The organism is Mesorhizobium sp. M4B.F.Ca.ET.017.02.2.1 (genome assembly GCF_003998955.1).
In the GTDB taxonomy this organism is placed as follows: domain Bacteria; phylum Pseudomonadota; class Alphaproteobacteria; order Rhizobiales; family Rhizobiaceae; genus Mesorhizobium; species Mesorhizobium abyssinicae.
This window is the reverse complement of sequence record NZ_RZOF01000739.1, coordinates 1-383: the sequence shown is the minus strand read 5'-3', so window position 1 is coordinate 383 and position 383 is coordinate 1. Positions and strand designations below refer to the sequence as shown.

At 63.4% G+C, this 383-nt stretch carries 1 protein-coding gene; it reads right to left on the bottom strand.

Annotated features, from left to right (window positions below):
• The coding region (locus EN738_RS35130; RefSeq protein WP_127287458.1) for an FCD domain-containing protein at positions 1-383 on the bottom strand (383 nt) is incomplete at both ends.

The window sequence follows — 383 nt, the reverse complement described above, 5'->3', positions numbered from 1 at the left end:
GAATGATACATCAGGCGAAAGATGTGGAAGTGCGTATGCTGGTGGTTCAGCGTCTCGCGGATCAGCTCGTTCTGCGCGAACTCCATGATCTTGTCGTGGAAGATCGCGTCCTGCCGCGCAAAATTCGAATAGCGCAGGCGCTCGTCCTTTCCCACCCGCCGCGCCATGACGCCGGCCGCTTCCCGCAGGATTGCAAGACGCTCGTCATCCAGCGTTGCCGTGGCCTTGGCCGCGGCAGCGGGCTCGAGCAGAAGACGCAGCTCGTAAAGCTCGTCGAACCGGCGTCGCGTGATTTGCGGCGCGGCGCGATAGCCGATCAGGTGAGTCTTCACCACCAGCCCCTCCCCTTCCAGCCGGCCGAGCGCTTCGCGGATAGGCGTGTG